The organism is Georgenia sp. SYP-B2076 (genome assembly GCF_003991205.1).
GTDB lineage: Bacteria > Actinomycetota > Actinomycetes > Actinomycetales > Actinomycetaceae > Georgenia.
The window spans coordinates 139,565-157,644 of sequence record NZ_RXOZ01000035.1; the positions used below are offsets into that span (position 1 = coordinate 139,565).

General features: G+C 74.7%; 17 protein-coding genes. 10 read left to right on the forward strand and 7 right to left on the reverse strand.

The features are described from left to right. Positions 1-223: 223 nt before the first annotated feature. From EJK16_RS17085 to EJK16_RS17095, 3 genes are all read left to right on the forward strand, one after another. Complete coding sequence (locus tag EJK16_RS17085) at positions 224-3,154, forward strand: ATP-dependent DNA ligase (protein WP_127131503.1); 2,931 nt, start codon at positions 224-226, stop codon at positions 3,152-3,154. Between the two features lie 308 nt (positions 3,155-3,462). Beyond that, on the forward strand, positions 3,463-3,741 hold the full coding sequence (locus EJK16_RS17090) for an isoamylase early set domain-containing protein (RefSeq protein WP_127131505.1): 279 nt from the start codon (positions 3,463-3,465) through the stop codon (positions 3,739-3,741). A gap of 220 nt (positions 3,742-3,961) precedes the next feature. Beyond that, complete coding sequence (locus EJK16_RS17095; protein WP_127131507.1) at positions 3,962-4,783, forward strand: hypothetical protein; 822 nt, start codon at positions 3,962-3,964, stop codon at positions 4,781-4,783. Between the two features lie 627 nt (positions 4,784-5,410). Here EJK16_RS17095 and EJK16_RS17100 read toward each other — a convergent pair. Beyond that, positions 5,411-5,866, reverse strand: coding sequence for an SRPBCC domain-containing protein (locus EJK16_RS17100; protein WP_127131509.1), 456 nt, complete (start codon positions 5,864-5,866; stop codon positions 5,411-5,413). Between the two features lie 115 nt (positions 5,867-5,981). Between EJK16_RS17100 and EJK16_RS17105 the strand changes: the two genes are divergently transcribed. From EJK16_RS17105 to EJK16_RS17120, 3 genes are all read left to right on the forward strand, one after another. Further along, the gene (locus EJK16_RS17105) at positions 5,982-6,284 is read left to right on the forward strand and encodes a hypothetical protein (protein WP_127131511.1); all 303 of its coding nucleotides are present in this window, start codon (positions 5,982-5,984) and stop codon (positions 6,282-6,284) included. 166 nt (positions 6,285-6,450) lie between these two features. Next, positions 6,451-6,939: a hypothetical protein gene (locus EJK16_RS19705; protein WP_164737392.1), complete on the forward strand. Its 489-nt coding sequence runs from the start codon at positions 6,451-6,453 to the stop codon at positions 6,937-6,939. A 13-nt stretch (positions 6,940-6,952) separates the two neighbouring features. Continuing rightward, positions 6,953-7,684, forward strand: a complete 732-nt coding sequence (locus EJK16_RS17120; protein WP_127131517.1) for a VIT1/CCC1 transporter family protein — start codon at positions 6,953-6,955, stop codon at positions 7,682-7,684. A gap of 18 nt (positions 7,685-7,702) precedes the next feature. Here EJK16_RS17120 and EJK16_RS17125 read toward each other — a convergent pair whose 3' ends face one another. The 3 genes from EJK16_RS17125 to EJK16_RS17135 form a co-directional block, all read right to left on the reverse strand. Then, a complete protein-coding gene (locus tag EJK16_RS17125) occupies positions 7,703-8,413 on the reverse strand; it encodes a head GIN domain-containing protein (protein ID WP_127131519.1) in 711 nt (236 codons plus the stop codon). 76 nt (positions 8,414-8,489) lie between these two features. Next, on the reverse strand, positions 8,490-9,680 hold the full coding sequence (locus tag EJK16_RS17130) for an MFS transporter (RefSeq protein WP_127131521.1): 1,191 nt from the start codon (positions 9,678-9,680) through the stop codon (positions 8,490-8,492). Between the two features lie 102 nt (positions 9,681-9,782). Further along, positions 9,783-10,502, reverse strand: a complete 720-nt coding sequence (locus tag EJK16_RS17135) for a head GIN domain-containing protein (protein WP_164737393.1) — start codon at positions 10,500-10,502, stop codon at positions 9,783-9,785. Between the two features lie 365 nt (positions 10,503-10,867). Here EJK16_RS17135 and EJK16_RS17140 point away from each other — a divergent pair, with 365 nt between their 5' ends. The 3 genes from EJK16_RS17140 to EJK16_RS17150 all read left to right on the forward strand — a co-directional run bounded on the left by EJK16_RS17140 (position 10,868) and on the right by EJK16_RS17150 (position 14,693). Further along, complete coding sequence (locus tag EJK16_RS17140) at positions 10,868-12,784, forward strand: penicillin-binding transpeptidase domain-containing protein (protein ID WP_240646129.1); 1,917 nt, start codon at positions 10,868-10,870, stop codon at positions 12,782-12,784. Between the two features lie 90 nt (positions 12,785-12,874). Continuing rightward, entirely contained in the window at positions 12,875-13,705 is an 831-nt protein-coding gene (locus EJK16_RS17145; protein ID WP_127131527.1) for an LLM class flavin-dependent oxidoreductase, read from the forward strand. Positions 13,706-13,850: 145 nt separating this feature from the next. Next, complete coding sequence (locus EJK16_RS17150) at positions 13,851-14,693, forward strand: LLM class flavin-dependent oxidoreductase (RefSeq protein WP_127131529.1); 843 nt, start codon at positions 13,851-13,853, stop codon at positions 14,691-14,693. A 158-nt stretch (positions 14,694-14,851) separates the two neighbouring features. Here the strand turns inward: EJK16_RS17150 and trxA are convergent, their stop codons facing one another. The 3 genes from trxA to EJK16_RS17160 form a co-directional block, all read right to left on the reverse strand. Beyond that, positions 14,852-15,244, reverse strand: a complete 393-nt coding sequence (gene trxA / locus EJK16_RS17155) for a thioredoxin (protein ID WP_127131531.1) — start codon at positions 15,242-15,244, stop codon at positions 14,852-14,854. A 108-nt stretch (positions 15,245-15,352) separates the two neighbouring features. Then, entirely contained in the window at positions 15,353-15,502 is a 150-nt protein-coding gene (locus EJK16_RS19710; RefSeq protein WP_164737394.1) for a hypothetical protein, read from the reverse strand. Positions 15,503-15,691: 189 nt separating this feature from the next. Further along, positions 15,692-16,540 (reverse strand): alpha/beta fold hydrolase, encoded by an 849-nt coding sequence (locus EJK16_RS17160; protein WP_205739816.1) that lies wholly within the window; start codon positions 16,538-16,540, stop codon positions 15,692-15,694. A gap of 168 nt (positions 16,541-16,708) precedes the next feature. On the opposite strand from EJK16_RS17160, the gene EJK16_RS17165 reads away from it, so the two are divergent. Then, positions 16,709-18,055: a glutamate-5-semialdehyde dehydrogenase gene (locus tag EJK16_RS17165; RefSeq protein WP_127131533.1), complete on the forward strand. Its 1,347-nt coding sequence runs from the start codon at positions 16,709-16,711 to the stop codon at positions 18,053-18,055. Positions 18,056-18,080: the final 25 nt, after the last annotated feature.

Consider the following 18,080-nt stretch of genomic DNA (forward strand, 5'->3'; position numbering starts at 1 on the left):
GTCCTCTTCAGTCCGTCCGCGCACGGGATGTGCCCGGCAAGGGGGGCGCGACGGGTGTGACGCCCGTCGCAAGGTGACCTGTTCTAACACAGCGGTGTTTCCAGAAATGACCGACTGGTGCCTGACGGCGGATCTGCAACCGTGTTGTGACTCGGCGGCCCACCTCTGGGTGCCGCGGCGGTCGAGCACGTGCGCCGCCGCAGGTCAGGGGCCACGATGGGGCATGCCCGCACGCGAGCAGAGCGAGACCGTGACCATCGAGGGGCGCCGGCTGCGCCTGACCAACCTGTCCAAGGTGCTCTACCCGGAGACCGGCACGACCAAGGCTGATGTGCTCGGCTACCTCGCCGAGATCGCACCCGTCATGCTGCCGCACTGCGCGGGACGCCCGGCGACCCGCAAGCGCTGGCCGGCCGGCGTGGGCACCGCGGAGGAGCCGGGCGAGGTCTTCTTCATCAAGAACCTCGAGCAGGGCGCGCCGGACTGGGTGGTGCGCGCGGACATCGAGCACTCCACGGGCCCCAAGGCCTACCCGATCGTCGACGGCGCGGCGACGCTCGCCTGGCTCGGGCAGATGGGCGCCCTCGAGATCCACGTGCCGCAGTGGAGGTTCGGCTCCGACGGTGAGCCTCGCAACCCCGACCGCCTGGTGCTGGACCTCGACCCGGGCTCCGGCGTCGGCCTGCCCGAGTGCGCCGAGGTCGCCCGCATCGCCCGGGCCCTGCTGGAGGGCATGGGGCTGGAGCCGGTGCCCGTGACGTCGGGCTCGAAGGGGATCCACCTGTACGCCGCGCTCGACGGCTCGCACACCTCCGACCAGATCAACGCGATCGCGCACGAGCTGGCCCGCGCCATGGAGGCCGACCACAAGGACCTCGTGGTCTCCGACATGAAGAGGGCCCTGCGCGGCGGCAAGGTGCTGGTGGACTGGTCGCAGAACAACTCGAGCAAGACGACCATCGCCCCGTACTCGCTGCGCGGGCGTCCCCACCCCACCGTGGCGGCGCCGCGCACCTGGCGCGAGCTCGACTCCCCGGACCTCGCGCAGCTGGAGTACCCCGAGGTGCTGCGCCGGGTGCGGCGCGGCGGCGACCCGATGGCCGTGCTGCTCGGCGCCTACGACGCGCCCTACGACGATCCCGGCGAGCGCACCCCGGCGGCTCGCGAGGCCCTCCGCGGCGACGGCCCGGGCGGCGGCGGCCCGGGTGACGGGGGCCCGGGCGGTGGCGGCCCCGGTGACGGCGGCCCGGGTGACGGCGGCCCGGGTGACGGCGGCCCGGGCGGCGGCGAAGCGCGCGACGCGCCCGGACCTGCGCCGTCGACCCGGGTGGGGCTCCGGCGGCGCCGCGACCGGCTGGCGACGTACCGCGCCATGCGCGACCCGGCCAGGACCCCCGAGCCGGTCCCCGAGGCGATCCTCAGCGACTTCAGCGAGGCGGCCCAGACGTTCGTCATCCAGGAGCACCACGCCCGCCGGCTGCACTGGGACTTCCGCCTCGCGCACGAGGGCGTGCTCGTGAGCTGGGCGCTGCCCAAGGGCGTCCCGGTCGACCGGGCGCGGAACAACCTCGCCGTGCAGACCGAGGACCACCCGATGGAGTACGGCACCTTCGAGGGCACCATCCCCAGGGGCGAGTACGGCGGCGGTGAGGTGACCATCTGGGACTCCGGCACGTACGAGCTGCACAAGTGGCGCGAGGGCAAGGAGGTCATCGTCACCCTCACCGGCCGGGAGGACGGCGGCCTCGCGACGGACGGGCCCGGCCGCACCGCCAAGTTGGCGCTCATCCGCACCGGTGGGCGCGGCGGCGAGGACGGCAACCACTGGCTCATCCACCTCATGGACCCGGAGGCGCCCTCACGCTGGCGGCGCCCGCACGCCACCGGCGCCCACGCCGTCGCGGCACGCCGGGGCGGGGACGACGGCGGACGCGCCGGCCGGGGGACTGTCGGCCGGGGCGGCGCCGAGCATGACGCCGCGGGTCAGCGAGCCGGCCGGGGCGGCGCCGAGCATGACGCCGCGGGTCAGCGAGCCGGCCGGGGCGGCGCCGACCACGGCACCGCACGCAGCGGCGCCGACCTGCGTCCCGAGACCCGGGGCGCGGTCCGGCGTCGGACCGGCGACGCGCGAACGGCCACGGCGCGCGGCGGCCGGTCGGCCCGGCTGCCGACGCCGATGCTCGCGACCCTGGGTACCGTCGCGGACCTGTCGGACCATCACGACTGGGCGCTCGAGATGAAGTGGGACGGCGTCCGGGCGGTCGTCGAGATCGAGGGCGGCCAGGTGCGGCTGGTCAGCCGGAACGGCAACGAGGTCACGCGCCTGTACCCGGAGCTCGCGGGCATCGCCCCGGTCCTGACCGGTGCGGGGCGCGCCGTGCTGGACGGCGAGATCGTCGCGCTCGACGGTCGCGGACGGCCGAGCTTCGCGCGCCTGCAGAAGCGGTTCAACCTGACCGACGACCGTCAGGTCGAGGCGCTCGCGGCGGACAACCCCGTCCGTCTCCTCCTCTTCGACGCGTTGGAGGCCGACGGGGAGCCGCTGACGGACCGTACGTACGACGCGCGCCGCGAGGCGCTGCGCGGGCTCGTCGACCCCGGTGCGCACCCGCTCGTCGACATCCCCGACGTGTTCGAGGGCGACGTCGCCTCAGCCGTGCGCGCCAGCCGCACCTGGGGGCTGGAGGGGGTGATGGCCAAGCGCAGGGACTCGAGGTACACGCCGGGCCGGCGCTCGCCGTCGTGGGTCAAGATCAAGCACTCCCTCACGCAGGAGGTCGTGGTCATCGGCTGGCGCCCCGGGCAGGGGAACAGGGCCGGCGCGGTCGGGTCCCTCCTCATCGCGGTGCCGGACGGCGCCCCCGGCGACGCCGAGAGGACCCTCCGCTACGCCGGGAGGGTCGGGACCGGCTTCACGCTCCGCGAGGCCGAGGAGTGGCTGCACGAGCTGGTGCGGACGGAGCGCGCCACCCCGCCCGCGCCCGACGTCCCCCGGCCGGACGCCCGCGACGCCCGGTGGGTCACGCCCGGCCGGGTCGCGGAGGTCGAGCTGTCCGAGTGGACGGGGGAGGGGCGCATGCGCCACCCCCGCTGGCGCGGGTGGCGCCCGGACAAAAGCGTCGACGACGTCGTGCTGGAGGTGGCGCCCGAGTGACGAGGCCGGGGTGCGCGGGTGCGCCGGGCGGGTAACGTGGCCTCGGGCCGGGAACGACGTCCGGGACATGTGTCGCAGATCACAGGACGGTCACGGCGACGCTGCGCAGCGTGGCGATCCGTCCTGGTTACCGCTGTGACCTGCAGTGTTACGGGGCATGGCCCTGAGGTGGGTGCCCGCCCGGGCGCGGCGGCGCGACGGGTCCCGGTATCGGTGAGCCTTACGCTTGGCGTGTCGGTGATGGGCGACCTCTCGGAGGCCTGCCACCATCACGCTCGAAGCGTTCCTCTCACGAAACGGGAAGTCTTGTGATCAAGCAGTCGCGCGCACCGAAGAAGGGCCGGAAGCTCACCTTCGTCCTCCCGGCAGACCACCCGGCGGGCACGATCAGCGTCGTCGGCACGTTCAACGACTGGACGCCGGGCGAGCACGTGCTGCGCAAGCGCAGCAACGGCACCATCAGCACGTCGGTCACCGTGCCCGAGGGGACCAGCGTGAAGTTCCGCTACCTCGGCGAGAACGGCCACTGGTTCGACGACCCCGACGCCGACGCGATCACCGCGGACGGCAGCCTCATCCACGCCTGACAGGCAAGCGCGCCGGCGGGGCCGTCGAGGGTCTCGTCCGCTGTGGGGGCACGCGGGGCCGCGGCCGCCTCGTCGGCTGTGGGGCGACCGCCGCCTCCCGGGGCGGCAGGTGCCGCGCCGGCGGGGCGTCGCGCGTGTGCGCGAGATATAGAATTGTGCCGTCTGTAATTATGGTCGGGTAGACGCGGCGTCTCGCGCCGCCTAGCCCAAGGAGCCACAGATGAGCACGCCCCCCGACTGGTCGCCGTACGGACCCGGTCAGCAGCAGGACCCGCACGTCCCCGCGCCGTCACCGTCCACGGAGTACTACGGCACCACGTACCCGCCGGCCGCTCCGACCGTCGACCCGCAGGCCGGCCGGCCGAGCGCGCCGTGGGAGGCATCGGCGCTTCCCACGGGCGGCGCGGGCAAGAAGGGCATGAGCGGCGGCAAGGTCGCCCTGATCGCCTCGGCGACCGGCGTCGTCGGGCTCGCCCTCGGCCTGGCCATCGGCAGCGCGGGCGGGGAGCCCGCGCCCTCCGCCGCGCCGTCGTCCAGCGCGGCCGCACCCGAGAGCGACGCGCCCGAGGAGCCGCCCGCCACGGCGGACTCCGCCGTCGCCCCGGCGCCGGCGCCCGCCGACGGCGACGAGGGCACGCGCGCGAACCCGTTCGTCATCGGCGACGTCGTCTCCAGCGAGGACTGGGAGGTCGTCCTGGGTCAGCCCCGCGAGGCGCTGGCCGAGATCCAGGCGGAGAACCGGTTCAACGACCCGCCCGCGGACGGCATGGCCTTCTGGATCGTGCCGGTGAGCGCGACCTACACGGGCGCCGAGTCGGGCACCGCCTGGCTGGACCTCCGGGTCGCGTTCGTCGGGTCCGACTCCCGCACGTACTCGGACAGCTGCGGCGTCATCCCGGGCAGCCTCACCGACGTCGACGAGCTGTACACGGGCGGCGTGGCCGAGGGCAACGTCTGCGTCGCGGTCCCCTCGGGCGCCGACGGGCTCTGGACGCTGTCCGCCGGGTGGGGCGACCCGGTGTTCTTCACCGCGGCCCCGTGATCGCTTCCGCGTAGGCGGCTGGCCCCGGCGTCCCTCGGGGGAGCCGGGGCCGGCCGTTGCCCGGGGGCCTGCGGCTCGCGCTGCGGGGCCGTCCCGTGGCCGTGGCGCCGCGAGAGGCGCCGCGGTCGTCGAGAGCGAGGACGTGGTGGGGGCAGCCGGCGCGGCCGCCGCCGGGCTCCTGGGCCGGGGGCGCCTCCGGCCCGATCGCGACCGGCCCGATCGCGACCGCCCGGGGCGCGACGGCCCAGGGCGCGGCGACCGCGACCGCCCGGGGCGCGGCGACCCGGTGCGGCGTGTGCGCGAGCTCGCCGACCGCGCGCGACGCGACATCCTTATGGACGCCGTCGCCGTGCTGGGCCGTCCGGCCGCGACCGAGCTGCGACGCGGCCGCGTCGAGCGGTGGTGGTGGAGGCCGCCCGGCACGCCGACCTCCTCGTCGTCGCCCGCGACGGCGACCCGGGCCGACTCGGGCCGCGCAGCCTCGAGCCGCAAACCGCCCAACCCGGCGCGACCCCGCACTCCCGGGGCATGCCGGTGGCCGGCTCTGCTCCGGAGTAGATGCCTCAGGCCTATGGCCGAGGGATGTACTCCGGAGCGGAGAGGTGGGCGCTGCGTGATCCCCGGCCGTCAGGCCGCGTGCGCCGCGAACAGGCTCAGCACGTGCTCCCAGCCGGCGTCGTAGTCGGCCCGCGCGCGGTCGGCGTCGGGCCGCCCCTCCCAGCCGGAGTGCGTGAGCTCGACCCTCGTGCGGTCGGCGACGGCGGTGAAGGTGACCTCCACGAGCGTGCCGTCCGCCTCGCTGCGCCCGGGGTGCCACGTGCAGGCCACGAGGTGCGGCGGCTCCCACCGCGTCACGGTCCCCCACACCGACGTGCCGCCAGCCGGCAGCGCCTCCGTGATCTCGCCGCCGACGCGTCCCGCCACGGTGATCGCCGCGCCTTCGCGCCGACCGACGGAGTGCGTGGTCAGGGGCCACCACTCGCTCATGCGACGGGTGAAGATCTCGAACGCCCGCGCGGGCGGCGCCGTCACGGTGACGGACTTGACCAGCGGGTCGGCGGGATGCGGCGTGGTGGTGGCCATGGGGCGCCTCTCGTGGCGAAAGTTCACAGCGTACTGATAGGCGCCGCCTGGGCCCCTCTCACGGTGGGTGCGCACCGTGGATGTCGCCCGAAGCAATCGTCATGGGAGACACATCATGCGTCACACGACCATCCTGAGCAGCGTTGCCGCGGCGGCCATCGGCGTGGCAGTCCTCGGCACGAGCGGTACGGCGTTCGCCTCGACCGCGGCGCCGGCATCGCAGACGGTCACGGTGCAGCAGCACCGGGAGACAGACCACCGGGAGACAAACCACCGAGAGACAGACCATCGGGACTCGCACCACCGGGAGATGCGCCACCGCCACAGCAGCGAGTGGTACCGCATCCACGACCACAAGTTCTGGAAGAAGCACAGCCGCGAGTTCTGGCGGGAGTGGGACCGTCACCTCATGCACTGACGTCCCTGAAAGCCCCGTCGACCCGTCGGCGGCGCACACGGTGGGAGGGTGGCCGGGACAACCGGCCGCCCTCCCGCCATGTGCAGTGCCTGACGGCGCGCGGCGTGTCACTCCCGGCCGCGGACGGCGCGGGAGCCCGGGCACCGGGATGCCTAGCATCGGGCCCATGTCACGCGAGCAAGACGCCGGGATCCCGGCGACGGCGGAAGCCTGCCCTGGGACGGCGGTGGGCTTCGCCGAGATCGCCATCCGGGCGGTCGCTTGGGACGGCGCGGACGCCACCGGGCTGCGGGCGGCCATGGGCGCGGAGCTCGATCCGCGCTACGCCGCCCACGAGGACCGGCTCGGCCGCGCGCTGGTCCCTGCGGCCTCGGAGATCGTCATGACCCTGGCCGCCTTCGACGGCGACCGTGCGGTGGCGTGCGGCTCCCTGCGCGCGATGCCCGAGCCCGTCGACGTCGACGGCGTCCCCGCGTCGCTCGAGGTGAAAAAGCTTGAGGCCATCGCCCTGTACGCGGCGCGTGGCTGGCGCCGCCTCCCCGCCTACGGCGACTACGCCGCGATCACGGACATCAGTGTCTGCTTCGGCATGGTGCTGCCGGCGGGTGGCGGCGCGAGCGCCGCCGCCGGCGTTGCCCCGAGCGCCCCCGAGTGATTCGCTGACCGTCATGACTGAGCACGCCCCCGCCGCGTCCCGCCAGGACGAGCCCCACGGCAGCGCCAACCTCGCCCAGCGGCTCAACTGGCTGCGCGCCGGCGTCCTCGGGGCGAACGACGGCATCGTGTCCACGGCCGCCGTCGTCGTCGGCGTGGCCGGCGCGACGGCGAGCACCGGCGCGATCGTCACGGCTGGCGTCGCCGCGGCCGTCGGCGGGGCCGTGTCCATGGCGCTGGGCGAGTACGTCTCGGTGAGCAGCCAGCGCGACTCCGAGCGCCACCTCATCGAGCAGGAGCGCCGCGAGCTCGAGGAGGACCCGGAGGGGGAGCTGCGCGAGCTCACCGAGATCTACATGTCCCAGGGCATCTCCCCGGACACGGCGCACCAGGCCGCCGTCGAGCTCACCGAGCGTGACGCGCTCGCCGCCCACCTGGCGGCGGAGCTGGGCATCGACCAGGACGACGTCGTCAGCCCCTGGCACGCGGCCCTGGCATCCGCCGTCTCGTTCACCCTGGGCGCGATCCTGCCGCTGCTCGCGATCCTGCTCCCGCCGGAGGCGGCGCGGGTGCCGGTGACGTTCGTCGTCACGCTCCTCGCCCTCGGGCTGACCGGCGCCGTCGCCGCGTGGATCGGCGGCGGGTCCAGGACCCGGGCCGCCGTGCGCGTCGTCGCCGGCGGCGCCCTGGCGCTCGCGGCCACATTCCTGATCGGTAACCTCCTGGGAACCACCGGCCTGGTGTAGCGGCCCGGGCGCCCGGCCCTACCGCTGCGAGATGTCGCCCGAGCCCTTGACCGCGCTGCGCACGCTCGCGCCGCCGGAGTGCACGATGGAGCCGCTGCCGGAGACGCTGGCGTCCAGCGCGCCGGAGGCCTGGACTGCCGCGTCGCCGGAGCCGTCCACCGAGACCTCGGCGTCCGTGCTCGCGAGGTCGGCACCGTCGTACTCGCCCGAGCCGTCGATGCGCACCGACTGGCGCCCCGCCGTGCCGGCGGCGTCGACCGTGCCCGAACCGGCGACCGTCACGTCGAGGTCGGCGACGTCGACGCCGCGGACCGTGGCGTCACCGGAGCCGTTCACCGTCACGCTCAGGCCGTCGGTGGCGACGAGGTCGGCGTCGACGTCGCCCGAGCCCTCGACCGTGAGCGCCTCCACCTCCGGCAGCACGAGCTCGTAGCTGACGTCCCCCAGGGTGCCGCGCATGCCGCGCTCGGCGCCGAGGACGAGCACGCCGTCACGCACCTCGCTGGTGAGGCGGTCGAGGACGTTCCGCCCGGCGGTGACGGTCAGGGACGGCTCGCCCCCGGTCGAGATGGTGAGCCGGCCGCTCGTGGAGAGCTGGACGGCGGTCACGTCGGCGATGTCGCGCTCCTCGCTCGCCGTCGGGCCGACGTCGGCGATGCTCCCGCAAGCGGCGAGCGTCGCCGTCACGGCGGCGAGGGTGAGCAGGGCAGGGATCCGGGCCAGCGCCATCGGGGTCCTCTCGGTTCTGGTTTCGGGCGACGGGAGTCGGTGAAGGCCCTAGCGTGGCACCCACCGCCCTCGCGCGTCATCGGGGTCCTCCCTGAGCGGGACCCCGAGATCGGCCGGCGCGAGCGCGGGCGACGCCCACCGCCGACCCGCGCAGCAGCACCGGCAGCGCGACGGCGAGCGCGGCGACCAGCGCGGCGGCGGCCGTCAGGCGCCCGGCCGCCCAGGCGCCGTAGACCGCGAACGTCGCGACCTCGCTGCCCAAGCCGGCCACCGACGTCACGGTCGCCCGCAAGGCGCTCGGGATCCGCTCCTGCAGGCGTGCGTCCACGGCCACGAGCACCATCCGGTAGACGCCATAGAACGCGGCGACGCCGACCAGCCCGGCCACGTGCGGCGTGCTGCCCGCGACGCCGAGCACGAGCGCGGCGATGCCCAGCAGGGTCGCCAGGAGCAGCGGCCGCCGCAGGCGTGCCGCGCCGCCGAGGGCCGCCCCGGCGGCGCCCGCCACGGGGATGGCCATGAGGGCGACGGGGATGCCCGCGACGGGCAGGCCCATGTCGCGGGCCGCCAGCGGGAAGTACTCCTCGAGCCCGTCGACGGCGGTGAGCAGGGCGACCGCGACGACGGCGCCACGCACCCCGGGGCGGGCCGCGATGCCCCGGACCTCGGCGGCCACCGTCGCGACGTAGCCACGGCCGGCGTCGTCGGGCTCACGGGTTCGGACGACACTCGCGCGCGGCGGCTCGGGCAGCGTCGTCGCCAGCGCGGCGGCGGCGAGGCAGCACCCCACGCTGACCCAGCCGGCCAGCGCGTACCCGCCCACGCCGAACAGGACCGCCGCGGCGACGGCGGCCGGGAGCTGGGCGAGCAACCCCGCGGAGGTGACCCGCCCGAGCAGCCGTGCGTAGTGCGCCTCCGCGCGGACCGCGGCGAGGCCGTCGTACAGCAGGGCCTCCAGCGCGCCCGAGGAGCACGCGCCGCCGATCGCCCACAGGACGAAGCCCGCGGCGAAGCCGGTGAAGTCGGGGACGACGATCCACAGCGCGAAGCCGGCGGCCTGCACGGTGGTGGCCGCCACGAGGGAGGCGCGCCGCGAGAACCGGTCCGCCAGCAACCCGGTCGGGACCTCGGCCAGCACGGCGACGGCGGACCAGATCGCGAACAGGGCGGAGATCTGCGCGTCGCTCAGGCCGGCGTCGGCGAAGAGGAGGGCATACAGCGGGTAGAGCGGGAGGCTCTCCGCGAGAAGCGCCCACCCGGTGCTCAGCCGGGCGAGCCTGCGTGCCTCACGGGGGAACGAGCGTCAACATCGCATGCCGTCAAGGCTAGGCAGCGCGGCGGCGGCCGTCCACGGAAGACGTGCCCGGCGCTACGCCTCGCGGACGTCCCCGACGCCGGAGACCTCGCTGACCACGTGCGCGCCGCCGGAGTGGGTGATCTCCCCGGCGCCGTCCACCGTGGCGCTGAGCGTGTCGGTCACGCGGACGTGGGCGTCGCCCGCGCCGCCGATCGAGACGTCGGCGTCCCGGGCGGTGAGCTCGTCGCCGTCGTACTCGCCGAGCCCGTCGATGGCCACCACCTGACGGTCGGCCGCACCCGTGAGGGTGATGCCGCCGGCGCCTCCCACCCGCACGGTGAGCTCGTCGACGTCGATGCCGCGCGCCGTGATGTCGCCGGCTCCGTCGAGGTTGATCGCGAGCGTCCGGGTCGGGACGAGGTCCGCGTCGACGTCGCCCGCGCCCGCGACGGTGATCGTGTCCACGGCGGGGAGGACGAGCTCGTACGTGATCTCCCCGGGATGGCGCCATCCCGCGTCATCCATGCCGAGGACCAGGACGCCGTCGCGCACGTCGGTGGTGATCCGGTCGATGACGTCCTCCCCGGCGGTCACCCGGAGCGAGGGCGTGGCGCCCGCCCGGATGTCGAGGTGGCCGGTGGCCGCGAGCGACACGGCGGTGACCGCCTCCACCTCGCGCTCCTGCGTGGTGGGCGCGCCCGCACGTCCGTCGAGGGCGGTGCCGCACCCGGCGAGGGCGAGTGTCGGGGCGGTGACGAAGACGGCCCAGAAGGCGACCTTGCGGAGGTCCATGAGAGTCCCATTTCCGTGGATGAGGGGTGGTGGTCCGGCGGGAGCCGGGGGGCTACGTCGAGCCTGGCAGCGGTCGTCGGACGGCGATATCGGGGTTCTCCCTGAACGGCCCCTGAAATCGCGCCGAACGTTCCCCGAGACGAACGCCCCCGCCATTCACTATGAACACCGGCCGTTATGGGCTCGACAAGCCCGATCGCCTGGGATTGGCTGCACCCATGACGCACCGACGCACCTTCTCGGGGGAGGCCGCCGCGGCACCGCCCGCGGCGCCCGCGCGGCCTGCGCGGCTCGCGCGGCTTGCGCGGCCCGCTCGGCCCGCTCGGCCCGCGCGGCCCGCGGGGTCCACCGCCCGACGACGCCCGGTGGCCGCCCTGGCCGGCCTCGTCGTCCTGGCGGGCGGCCTGGTTGCATGCTCTCCGGCGACGCCCGACCCTGCCGGGGCGGCCGAGCAGCTCGCGGCCGCCCTCGAGTCCGGCGAGGTGACCGGCGCGCCCCTGGACGCCGGTGCGCGACAGGCCGCGGCCGCAGGCCTTGAGTTCGCTCTGGCCGACGTCGCGGACCTTCCCCGCGCGGTCGTCGTCGCCGAGATCGGCGAGGTGGACGACTCCGGCGAGCACCCGACCGCGTCCGTCGAGCTCGAGTGGACGTGGGGCGTGAACGGCACCGGCACGGAAGTGTCCTACCGCACCTTCGCCGTGCTGAGCCACGACGGCGACGACTGGTCGGCGTCCTGGTCACCCGCGCTCATCCACCCCAACCTGGGCGCGGACGGGACCCTCGGCGTCAGCCGCGCGCCGGCCGCACGCGGAGAGATCCTGGGCGCCGGCCGGAGCGTGCTCGTCACGTCACGGCCCGTGCAGCGCCTGGGGATCGACAAGGCCAACCTCGACCCGGACGCCGCGGCCGGGGCCGCCGCCGCGCTGGCCGAGGCGGTGGGGCTCGACGACTCGCACGCGTACGCGGAGCGCGTCGCGGCAGCGGGTCCGCGCGCGTTCGTCGAGGCGATCGTGGTGCGGACGGAGGACCCCGGCGACATCGACCTGGCCGCCGTCCGCCGGCTGCCCGGCGTCCTCGCCGTGGCGGGGGAGCTGCCCCTGGCGCCCACGAGCCGTTTCGCGCGTCCCATCCTCGGGACGGTGGGGCAGGCGACGGCCGAGATCGTGGAGGAGTCCGGCGGCGCCGTCCGCCCCGGGGACGAGGCGGGCCTGTCCGGGCTGCAGCGTCTGTACGACGACACCCTGCGCGGCACCCCGGGCACCACGATGGTCATCCGTCACGGGGACGGCACCGAGCAGGAAATCTTCCGCTCGGAGCCGACCGCCGGCGCCGACGTGACGCTCACCCTCGACGCCCGGCTGCAGATGCTCGCCGAGCAGGTGCTCGAGCCCGTCGTCCCGGCCAGCGCGATCGTGGCGGTGCGCCCCTCCACCGGTGAGGTGCTCGCCGCCGCGAGCGGGCCCGGCGGGGACGGGCTCAGCACGGCGACGGTGGGCGCGTTCGCGCCGGGGTCCACGTTCAAGGTCGTCACCGCCCTGGCCCTGCTGCGCTCGGGGCTCGACGTCGCCAGCCCGATGGAGTGCACGCCGACCGTCACGGCCGAGGGACGCGAGTTCAGGAACTACCCGGACTTCCCCGCCGGGGACACCGGGACGACGACGCTCGAGGGCGTCGTCGCGTCCTCGTGCAACACGGCGCTGGTCGCGGCCCGGGACCGGGTGAGCGCCGCGGAGCTGGCGGACGCCGGAGCCTCTCTCGGCCTGGGCGTCGCGGCCGACCTCGGCGTGCCGTCCTTCGCCGGCAACGTGCCCACCGACGCCGCGGGCACGGAGCACGCCGCCTCGATGATCGGCCAGGGCCGGGTGGAGGCCTCGCCGCTGGCCATGGCGACCGTCGCCACGTCGGTGGCCCGCGGCGAACGGGTCTCCCCGGTGCTCGTCACCGACGTCGGCGGGACGGCGCCGGCCGGCGCGGGCGCCCGGGCCGCGGCGCCGGCGGACGACGTCACGCCACTCGCGGCCGGCGAGGCCCAGGCGCTGCAGCGGCTCATGCGCGCCGTCGTCGTCGACGGGACCTCCACGTTCCTCCTGGACGTGCCGGGCGAGCCGGTCAGCGCGAAGAGCGGCACCGCGCAGTACGGCACCGAGGTGCCGCCGCGCGCGCACGCCTGGATGATCGCGTACCGGGGCGACCTCGCCGTCGCCGTGTTCGTGGGGGACGGCTACTCTGGCGCGCACACGGCCGGCCCGTTGCTCGAGGAGTTCCTCCGCCAGGCGGGGTGACGGGGACGCCGGAGGCCGTCCGGCCGCCACGCCCACGACGCGGTGCATGAGGCCCTACAACGGCCCCGGTTTACGGCGTAGCGTCAACCCATGCGGTTCGGCTTGACCGGCAGCTTCGGTTCCGCTCGGCAGATGCTCGACCTCGCTGTGGAGGCGGAGCACGCGGGCTGGGACGGCTTCTTCACGTGGGACGGCATCTCGGAGATCGAGGCCTTCGACCCGTGGAGCCTCCTCGCGGCCGTCGCGGTCAGCACCTCCACCATCCGGCTGGGCGCGACGCTCCTGACCCTCCCGCTCCGCCGTCCCTGGGTCGTGGCGCGGCAGGCCCTCACGGTTGACCACCTCTCGGAGGGCCGGCTCGTCGTCCAGGTGGGGCTGGGGCCGTTCGACGACGGCGGGAACAGCCGGGTCTCGGGGGAGATCTCCGACCCGCGCAGGCGCGTCATGGAGCTGGACGACACCCTGGCGATCCTCGACCTGGCCTGGCAGGGCGAGAGCTTCAGCTACGCCGGCCCGGAGTACCAGGTGCACGACCTCGTCCTGCGCCCCAGGCCGGTGCAGAGCCCCCGGATCCCGATCTGGCTCACGGCGTCCTGGCCCGCGCCGGACTCGATGGGCCGGGCCATCACCTGGGACGGCGTCCTCCCGTCGCGCCTGTGCGACCCGATCGATCCGCTGGCCCCCGCCGAGATCGGTGAGCTGGTGGCATGGGTGGCCGAGCGCCGCCCGGCCGACGCGCCGACACCGTTCGACGTCGTGGTCGAGGGCGTCCTGCCCGACGACCCGGCCGCCGGGTGCGGGCACCTGCGCGCGCTCGCGGACGCGGGGGTCACCTGGTGGATCGAGTCCCGCTGGGACGTCGACCGGGACACCCCCGACCGTCTCCTGGAGCTCGCCCGCCGCGGCCCGCCGTCGCTCTGACCACCGTTCTGACCGCCGCTCTGACGGCCGTCCTAGCCGCCGTTCTGACCGCCGCCCGGGCCGACGGCGTCATGACGCGACCGTAGGACGCGAAAGTGCGGTGATCGAGGGGACGTGGCGGAGCGGTCCCCGCTACCGTCGGCCCATGAAGTTCGGTTTCGTGGCGACCTGCGGCTCGACCGACCAGATCCTTCAGATGGCGGTCGAGGCCGAGCGGGCGGGCTGGGACGGGTTCTTCACGTGGGACGGCATCAGCGTCGGCCCGTACGACACGTTCGACCCCTGGGCGCTGCTGGGCGCGGTCGCGGCCACGACGTCGACCATCCGGATCGGTGCCATGGTCTTCTCCCTCCCGCGGCGCAAGCCCTGGGAAGTTGCCCGCCAGGCGGTGACCGTCGACCACCTCTCCGGCGGCCGGCTCGTCATGCCGGTCGGCCTCGGTGCCGTCGACGACGGCGGGTACAGCCGGGTGTCGGGGGAGACCACCGACATCCGCACGCGCGCCCAGCTGCTCGACGACACCCTCGCCATCCTCGACCGCGCCTGGACGGGCGAGCCGTTCAGCTACGACGGCACGCATCACCACGTGCGCCACATGGTCTTCCGTCCGACGCCGGTCCAGTCGCCCATCCCTATCTGGGTGGTGGGCGCCTGGCCGGCGCCGCGGTCCATGCGCCGTGCCAGCACGCGGCAGGGCGTCCTCCCGGCCAACATCGCGAACCCGATGGAACCGCTGCCCCCCGAGGAGATCGCGAAGATGCTCGCGTGGGTGACCGAGCACCGCCCGCCGGACGCGGGGCCGTTCGACGTCGTCGTCGAGGGGATCCTGCCGGCCGACCCCGGCGAGGCGCACGCGAGGATCCAGGGCCTGGCCGACGCCGGAGCCACCTGGTGGATCGAGTCCCGGTGGGACTTCGACCGGGAGACGCCGCAGACGCTGCTCGACCGGATCCGGCAGGGGCCGGTGCCGAGCGTCCAGCCCGGATAGCCCCTCGCGGCTGCGGCCGAGGCCGCGGCCCTGAAGGTCACCGCCCTCTCGGTCGCTGCGCGGCCGGGATGACGAACGCGCGGCCCACCATCGGTGGACCGCGCGCCGGAGAGCGGAAGCAGCTCAGTGGTGAGGGCTCACCTCAGTGCTGCTGCGCCTCAGTGCTGGTGGCTGGCCTCGTGGTCGTGACCGGCCTCGTGCTCGGCGATCTGCTTGCGCACATCCTCCATGTCGAGCCCTCGGACGCCTTCGACGAGCTGCTCGAGGCTCTTCGCCGGCAGCGCGCCGGCCTGGGAGAACACCAGGATGCCGTCGCGGAACGCCATGAGGGTGGGGATCGCCGTGATCTGCAGCTGGGCTGCGAGCTGCTGCTCGGCCTCGGTGTCGACCTTGGCGAAGGTGATGTCGGTGTGGGTCTCCGACGCCTTCTCGTAGATCGGGCTGAACTGCTTGCACGGGCCGCACCAGTCGGCCCAGAAGTCGACCAGCGTGATGCCGTCGGTGCCGACCGTCTTCTCGAACTCTGCGGTGGTGAGGTTCTTCGTCGCCATGCTGTATCTCCTTCGTCCGGTGGCTCAGGGAGTACAACGCCTGGGCGCCCCAGACATTCCTGGCCTACAGGCCGCGGCAGCGCGGCGCGTGTCCGGGGCTCCGCCGGGTCAGATCTTGGGCTTGCCCCGGCGCTGGGTGGCCTTGGCCAGCAGCTCCCTCGCCTTGCGCTGGTTTTCGGGTTTGGCTGCCTCACGCTTGATGATCTGGATGGCCTTGATGGCCAGGCCGCTCTTGGCGGCCTTTCCCAGAAAGCCCATGGGTCCTCCTCGGGTCGGGACGCCCGGAGGCGTCCGCAGGACTAGCCCTTGCGACGTTACGTCACACAACCGGGAGGCGGCCACCGGAGGAGCTGCCCCGATGACACGCGCGGCGGGCGAAGTGCGCCCGGCCATGGCGCGCGGGGCGGGCAGGGTGCGCCCGGCCGCGTGAAGTCGCCGGCCGGCCGGTCACCAGTCGCGCGCGGCGGGCCGCAGGCTCTCCAGGAAGGTGCCGAGCGCGGCGTTGACGCCGTTCGGGGCGTCCAGCGTCGCGAGGTGCCCGGCGTCGGGGACGGTGTTCACCCTCACGAGGTCCTTGCCGGCCCAGCGGCGCATGGAGGTGGCGACCGTGCCGGTCTTGTCACGCTCGCCGCGGATCAGGCAGAGCGGGACGGGGGTGCGGTAAAAGCGCTTACGGGCGCGGAGCAGGTCGGGGGAGCGCCACAGGTTCAGCAGCTCCTCGTGGCCCGCGCGGGCGTAGCACCGCTCGGCGTAGGCGCGTGCCGTCCGGGTCGTGGTCGCCCGGTTCGCGAGGACGGCGGGCAGCCGTCCCGCCGGCACGCGGCGGACCACCGCGGCCTTGACGAGGCGGACGAGTCGCTCGCCGAGGGAGATCCGGCCGGTGTTGGACGCCGCACCGATGACGACGAGGGCGCGGACATGGTCCGGGGCGCGTCGAACGAAGGCCTGGCTGATGTTGCCGCCGAGGCCCTGGCCGACCAGGACCGGACGCACGATGGAGAGTGTCTCGAGCAGCACGCGCAGGTCGTCCACCGCCCGCGCGGGGTCGAACGGCTCCGCCGGCGTGCCCGGGCCGAACGGCACCTCCGACGGCTGCGAGAGGCCGTGCCCCGGCAGGTCCCACGTCACGACCCGGTACCCCGCCTCGAGGAGGTACGCGACCTGCGCGTCGAAGACCGTGTGGTCCATGCCGGCGTCGTGGGTCATCACCACCGGGTCGCCCTGCCCGTGGGCCCAGTAGTGCAGGCCGCAGCCGTTGACCTGGATGATTGCGCCGCCGTCGGACAGAGTTGCCATGGACAGAACTTAACGAACTTGCTGGCCGCGCCCCATCCGGGAACCATGCGGCGTCGCGCGCCGGTGGCGCCGGCCCGACGGCGGTGCCCAGCAGGTGGCGCCCGACGGCGGTGCCCACCAGGTGGCGCCGCGCTACCCGCCGGCGATGGCCCCATCTACGCTGGTCCCATGAGCGAGACCCTTGTCACTCCCGCGCAGGAGCCCGCGTCCGCGGCCATCGGCAGTGCCGCGACCCCAGGTGGTTCGGTCGGCGTCGCCGTCACCGACGTGGCCCGCGCGGCGAAGAAGGCGTCCCGGGTGCTCGCGACCGCGACCCGCGCGACCAAGGACGCCGCCCTCCTCGCGATGGCCGACGCGCTCGTCGCCGACGCGCCGCGCATCGTCGCGGCGAACGCCGAGGACCTCGAGCGCGGCCGCGCCACCAACATGACGACCTCGCTGCTGGACCGCCTCGCGCTAGACGAGACGCGCATCGGCGCCATCGCGGACGCCCTGCGGGAGCTCGCCGCGCTGCCCGACCCGGTCGGCGAGGTCGTCCGCGGGTCGACGCTGCCCAACGGCCTGCGCCTGCGCCAGGTGCGCGTGCCCATGGGCGTGGTCGGCATGATCTACGAGGCCCGTCCCAACGTCACCGTCGACGCCGCGGGCCTGGCGCTGAAGTCCGGCAACGCCGTGATCCTGCGTGGCGGCTCGGCCGCGGCCAGCTCGAACGCCGTCATCGTGGGCGTCCTCGGCGACGCGCTGGCGGCCCGGGGCCTCCCGCGGGAGCTCATCCAGTCCATCGACGCCTACGGCCGCGCTGGCGCCGTCGAGCTCATGCGCGCCCGCGGCCTGGTGGACGTGCTGGTGCCGCGGGGCGGCGCGGACCTCATCCAGACCGTCGTGCGCGAGTCCGTCGTCCCCGTCATCGAGACCGGGGTGGGCAACTGCCACATCTTTGTCGACGCCAGCGCCGACGTCGCCAAGGCGGTGCCGATCGTGCTCAACTCCAAGACCCAGCGCACCGGCGTGTGCAACGCGGCCGAGACGCTGCTGGTCCACCGGGACGTCGCGCGTGCCTTCCTGCCCGCCGTGCTCGCCGCGCTGCGGGAGGAGGACGTGACCATCCACGGCGACGACGACGTCGCCGCCGTCGCCCCGACCGTCCCCGGCGGGCTGCGGTTCGAGGCCGCGACCGAGGCGGACTGGGAGACCGAGTACCTGTCCCTCGACCTCGCGGTCAAGGTCGTCGACTCCCTCGACGAGGCGCTCGAGCACATCTCCCGCTACTCCTCCGGCCACACGGAGGTCATCTGCACCCAGGACGTCACCTCGGTGCGCCGCTTCACGACCGAGCTCGACTCCGCGGCGCTGATCGTCAACGCGTCCTCCCGCTTCACCGACGGCGGCCAGCTCGGTCTCGGCGCGGAGATCGGCATCTCCACCCAGAAGCTCCACGCCCGCGGCCCCATGGGGCTGGCCGAGCTGACGACGACGACGTGGATCGTCGAGGGGGACGGTCAGATCCGCGAGTGAGCGGGGTCGCGGACCTGCCGGGCCG